General features: G+C 40.7%; 8 protein-coding genes. All 8 read right to left on the minus strand.

Annotated features, from left to right (window positions below; translation table 11 throughout):
- The coding region (locus NFS31_RS25955; RefSeq protein WP_251501748.1) for a hypothetical protein at positions 1-414 on the minus strand (414 nt) is incomplete at its 3' end.
- 100 nt (positions 415-514) lie between these two features.
- Entirely contained in the window at positions 515-787 is a 273-nt protein-coding gene (locus NFS31_RS25960; protein ID WP_251501751.1) for a hypothetical protein, read from the minus strand.
- 78 nt (positions 788-865) lie between these two features.
- A complete protein-coding gene (locus NFS31_RS25965; RefSeq protein WP_251501755.1) occupies positions 866-1,678 on the minus strand; it encodes a hypothetical protein in 813 nt (270 codons plus the stop codon).
- An 89-nt stretch (positions 1,679-1,767) separates the two neighbouring features.
- Positions 1,768-2,631 (minus strand): PdaC/SigV domain-containing protein, encoded by an 864-nt coding sequence (locus NFS31_RS25970; protein WP_251501759.1) that lies wholly within the window; start codon positions 2,629-2,631, stop codon positions 1,768-1,770.
- Positions 2,632-2,738: 107 nt separating this feature from the next.
- Positions 2,739-2,945, minus strand: coding sequence for a hypothetical protein (locus NFS31_RS25975; RefSeq protein WP_251501762.1), 207 nt, complete (start codon positions 2,943-2,945; stop codon positions 2,739-2,741).
- On the minus strand, positions 2,942-3,814 hold the full coding sequence (locus tag NFS31_RS25980; protein ID WP_251501765.1) for a hypothetical protein: 873 nt from the start codon (positions 3,812-3,814) through the stop codon (positions 2,942-2,944). Before NFS31_RS25980 ends, NFS31_RS25975 begins: the two co-directional genes overlap by 4 nt.
- Positions 3,815-4,036: 222 nt before the next feature.
- The gene (locus NFS31_RS25985) at positions 4,037-4,927 is read right to left on the minus strand and encodes a hypothetical protein (protein ID WP_251501768.1); all 891 of its coding nucleotides are present in this window, start codon (positions 4,925-4,927) and stop codon (positions 4,037-4,039) included.
- Between the two features lie 108 nt (positions 4,928-5,035).
- Positions 5,036-5,602: hypothetical protein (locus NFS31_RS25990; protein WP_251501771.1), on the minus strand; the 567-nt coding region annotated here is incomplete at its 5' end.

A 5,602-nucleotide genomic window follows, 5' to 3' on the forward strand; every position in this document is an offset into this window, starting at 1 on the left:
GTCAGCGACGGAATAAATGCCTATACATTTGTTTCCATTTGAATCAATATCTGCTTTATAATACAGGGTATCATCCGCGTTTGTAACACGTGAAATATAATGCGGCGTTTTTTCCTGTAACGAGTAATCATAATTAAACAGCCCGGGGCTGTTATAAAAAGGATATATCTCTCCTATATTGACTACATGGCTCAATGTTGCATACTTAAGAGCCTTGGTATAGTTAATATTCCTAAAAAACAGAGTCAGGGGATAGACATATGAATTCCAGTATAAGGGGATGCCTATACTGCCGTTATCGTAGATATCATATAATGCCGTCAGTCCATATAGCGGATTAATATAGGCCACTAACAGTATCCGGTCCGCTTCCGGTGAAAATGCCACGATATGCCTCCTCCAGTATTCTTTCATAAATCCTTCCCCATTCTGTTCCTTAAACTCGTCAAAAAGTATTGTACACTGATATTTGTAACAGTTCAGATAACTCTGAACTGTTACGGCATACGGCCATTTAGAATCGCCTACGGCGATGGGCCGTATGCCGGCGGGCATATTCAGCATCAATTATTCTCTGCAAATCGCTCTGTACCGCCTGTCCCTCGCTTCCTTCCGCTTCCGTCTCCTGGCTGGCTTCCTGCGTTTCCTCCTCTTCCTGACATACTTCTGAGCTGTCCCATTGTTCATCCGTCTGCCGGGCGATGTTTCCGTCCGGGACGCCCTGTCCCGGATGGCTGCATGATGTCAGTGTTAATGCCAATAAAATTAAAATTGCCTTATATTTCATTCCCCCGCCTCCCTCACTTTATCCTGAATCCTTCCTTCTGCTTCTGGCCCGCATTATTCCATTTCACCCCATCCATTTTTACCTTAGATCGTCCAGATCGAATTTCAAAACCGCATATTGATCCATATAATGAAAATATAAATCAATATACGCATATTCTCCATCCGTTGCAAAATAATAGGTCGTTCCAAAATATCTTCCCTCCTTATCAGCCGTATCTTCCAGGTTTCTCACCGTGGACACCAACTTTTCCACTTCTTCCGGTTCATACCTCTCATAACGGCCTTTATATCTGCGTATGTATTCTCCTTTTATCCAATCGTACTTCAATTCTTCAATGGCCCGGATCACCTTCTCTCTGGAAAAATATTCTGTAAACGGAACCCGTTCTCCATCGGTTAAGCTGAACGTGATATAATCGCTGAACTGCATGCAATCTTCATCTCCAAAGTAACTTCTTCCTTCATACTTGATCCCTATACTCTCATCCTCTACTGAAAGAATTTTGTAGTCATTTTCACCGTACCAGAACCACGTTGATTTATCATTATACACGATATCATGAAACTTTTCTAATGTCTGATCCGCATTCTCCCAACTGAGCGACTGTGTCGCGGCATCCTTCAACCCCTTATTTATTTTTCTCTGTACGGATACGTCTTCCATATCCGTTATCTGAGGAAACCGGATCGCTGCGTTTAAATAGGGGCTTTGAACAAATTCCCCCTCCTTCCGGTAATAGGATCTAATAGTATGCTCCTGAATCTTCAGTCCATTGATTGTTGTCTCATTGGTTACTGTTTCAATATATCCCTTTCCTTCCATGTCTGAGCACATGCTGTTGCTAAAGCTTAATAATAAGCATATCAGGTTTATAATAATCTGATTCATAATCATACCGCCTTTCCCAATATGAATTTAAATTTTCCGTTTCGTTTGCTTTGGGCTGCAACCGCCTGTCTGATAACACAGCAGGCCATTTATTTCAATGCATCCAGACTGAATTTTAAAATAACATAGCCCCTCAATGAGTCATAAAAAGGAAAATGTATATAAGCAGATCGGTCATCTATTGCAAAATTGTAGGTGTTCCCCATATAGGTTTCTGTATCGTCCTCTAATTTTTTTACCGCTTCAGCGAATCCTTCTGTTATTTTGGGTTCGTCGCCTTTATATCCTCCCGGATTGTACTGTCCTTCAATCAGTTCAAATTTTAAGGAACGGATCGCCTTTATTACGTCCTCTTTAGAAAAATAATCCGTGAATGGAACCATCTCGCCGTTGGTCAGGTTAATTGTAATATAATCATGAAAAAATGATGGATGAAGCCCTCCAAAATAGGACGCTCCCTCATAACTTACGCTTATACTATCCTTCCCAACATGAATTATATTGTATTCATTGTCACATTCCCAGAATTCAGTAAATCCATGATTTACTATGTTATGAAATAAACTTAAGGTTTCGTCGGCATTTTTATGATTCATTGATTGTGTTACAGCGTTTATCAATAATTTATTTATTTTTTCCTCAATAGACTTATCTTCCATTCCCGATACCTGCGGATACCGGATCGATGCAAATAAATAGGGAATTCTGTGACCGGTCGGATTCGGCCTGTAATGGGCCGTTATACTACAATCTTTGATTCTGAGCCCGTTCATCGTTGTCTCTCCGATAACAGTTTCAATATATGCCTGTTTTTCCATATCTGTACATACCTTGTCGCCAGAAGCTGATTCACAAGTTGTATTTTCCATATATGCTGTATTTTTTATTTCTGTACATAGATTGTTATTAAAGCTCAATAATAAACCAATCAATGTCACAATCATATAATTCATATGCCCCCATCTCACCTTTCTAAAATAAAATCTGTACACAACTTAATTATTATTTTTGTTTTCATATAAAGATTCTTTTGTGTCAGCAATTTCCAATTCTCCACCTGTTAATATTCTATAAAATTCTTTTGGAATGAAATCCTCATATCCGTAGTAATTTCATATTTCTCAAGTACCCTGTTTAATTCAGCGACGCCTGCTTTCCTTTCCGCATCGGTAAACCCCATGAAAAAATGGAACTGATCTAACTGCTCCAGCGTCACATATTGACTCGCATTTCCTTTTTCCTGCGGTATCTCCATAATGCCGATCATTCCTCCAAACCTGCATAAATAACAGAATCGAATATCAATGCTTCCGTATGATCCCCGCTGACACGGTTCCAAATAATCAAAGTCTGATGAGGTTGTGTCCACATTCCCAACATTAGGAATACATTTTTATAACCGCCGGCTATGACCGGCCTCGCTGGCGTATTTGAAAGGTCTGAAGCACGGCATCCATAAAAGGAATATATGTTTTCATCCGCTTTACAGGCATCACACCCCAGCACAGGCAATCCTGTAACAACATCCCTGATATCCACTGCGGTACGCGCATCCAGGCGTGTTAAGTTTGTCCCCTTTGTGCAGGCAAGTATCGAACCTTGCGTAACATAAGGATTTTCCTCTATACATTTATGGTACTGCTGGTGGTAAAACATCATCTCCTCTGCCAATGCCTCATTTTCTCTTCTTTTGCTTCCCGTACCTGTAAATTTGAAATCGTTTATATAATACGTTTCATCCTTCTTCTGAAATACATCATCATCCTGCATGTGTCCTTTTTTATCAAAATAATAGGTGTGGTTCTCATAGTGTACAAACTCGTCCCTTGCCATATGGCCATCTTCATGGAAATAATACCACTCCCCATCTATCTTTCTGAATCCCCCCTTCACCATATCCCCGTCCGAATCGTAGTAATACTTCTTTCCCCAATCCTTTTTCCATTTTCCTTTTTTCTTCTTTTCATCCCTGCTTTTCTTCCCAAACGCCGTCACAACCGCCAGCTCCCCGCCGCTGCATGCATGCCTGCTTGCGAGCCGGAAGTCCAGGGCGGGCGTCTGCCCTGCCCCGTCTCCCGGTGTTTCCGGGAAGATCACCTGGTTTACCGCCGCGAGGGCGCCCATGATTTTCATCATGGCCGGATCCAAATTTGCCGGATCCCAGACGGCCGGTATGCTGAAAATGATCTTCAGGAGATGTTTGTTAAAGTTTGGCGTCAGGCGCACATTTTCCTGCGAAACAGGCGTGAGTGTAACCGGATCCGCTTTCAGGATGATCGGCGCAGGCTTATTACTTCTGCATCCGTTTGTCTCTCCTATATCCGACGCTTCCTATCATCTGCAATTCAGGTATGCGTATCATTCCTTTACTATTTCAGACCAGTTTAAATCCAATCTGCCAGCAGCCCTTTGTTTTTGTAATATTGCATCATATTCCTTTTCTGATATTTCATCCTCTGACTCAGCATCATGGTAAAATCTTATTATCAAATCATATGGTACTTTAATTGATACACTTTCAACAGGATATACATTATACCCATCCGATGATAGCCTGTAGAAATCTCTTCCATAATTCATTGCTCCATTGCTCCATCTCACCTCAAAAATCCCGTCAGAATAAAAATAAAGGTTCACCCTATAACCAAACTGAAGCTCCACATAACCAGCCTCCCTGAACGGGCTGATCGCCTGTTTCCCGTCAAACGTAAAAAAATCATAAATCATAGGCGGTGCATCTTCTCCCCATGGACCCCCGATAAATAATTCGGGGGTTCCGTTGCCGTCTACGTCATATAATGCATAATACACCTTATAGCTCTCAAATGCATGCGCGTTTATTATTAAATACATGTCCACTTCATCTCCCAACAGGCTCCAGCGTTCTTCCCGCTTATAGTTCACTCTTTCCTGCGGGGGAAACTCTTTATCAACTGCATCTATGTACTGATTCATAATGTCATTATAAATGTTTGTTTCTGTTTCCCCAATTGATTTTTCAATTCCAGAGCCATCTTTATCTTCATTGTTATTACAAATCAGAAGCCCTTTCATCCTGAGTCCCTTTAGTCTTGCCCTGATTAAATCAGACAGATCAGGAATCATTTTCTCATAATCTGCTGCATAGAAATTTATTTTTCTTGCCTCAGTATTTTCTGTTTTTTTTTTGAGCATCCTTCTGACATCAACATAAGTAAAATAAATACCCAAAAACAGCCGCACCTGTTGTTCTTCATTTCTGCCTCCCATCCACATCCGCTCCGATATGAGGCGCAGCTCCCGCCATTTTCTTAAGCGAAAATGGCAGGAACTTAAATCTCTCCTCTTCCTTTTTTTTTCTATATACATCCCTGCTGCTTACTTTAATTCTTCTATTTTATCTTTATTTACCCAGCAAAGCACAATATTGTTGCTCGAATATTCCGATAACTCTGTATCTGTCCTGTAACTTCTGATAAAAGCGATCTCCTTTGTTTCTAACGAATAAATACGATAGCCCCTATACTCATCACCTCTGAAAGGGTATGCCAGGTATTTTCCATCCGGAGATGCGCTTCCTATTCTTGATGTTGTAAACAAATATTCCACCTGATTCGTTTCCATATTGATTTCAAAATACCTGTAACCATGCACGCCAAAGCTGACAATCAGCTTATCATCCAAAATATCAACTGTCTCAGGATGCGTTTCAATTGCCTCTGACTGATAAACCAGCCTGTTGTCAGCGACGGAATAAATGCCTATACATTTGTTTCCATTTGAATCAATATCTGCTTTATAATACAGGGTATCATCCGCGTTTGTAACACGTGAAATATAATGCGGCGTTTCTTCCTGTAACGAGTAATCATAATTAAACAGCCCGGGGCTGTTATAAAAAGGATATATCTCTCCTATATTGACTACATGGCTCAATGTTGCATA

It is taken from the genome of Otoolea muris (assembly GCF_943193115.1).
Taxonomy (GTDB): Bacteria; Bacillota; Clostridia; order Lachnospirales; family Lachnospiraceae; genus Otoolea; species Otoolea muris.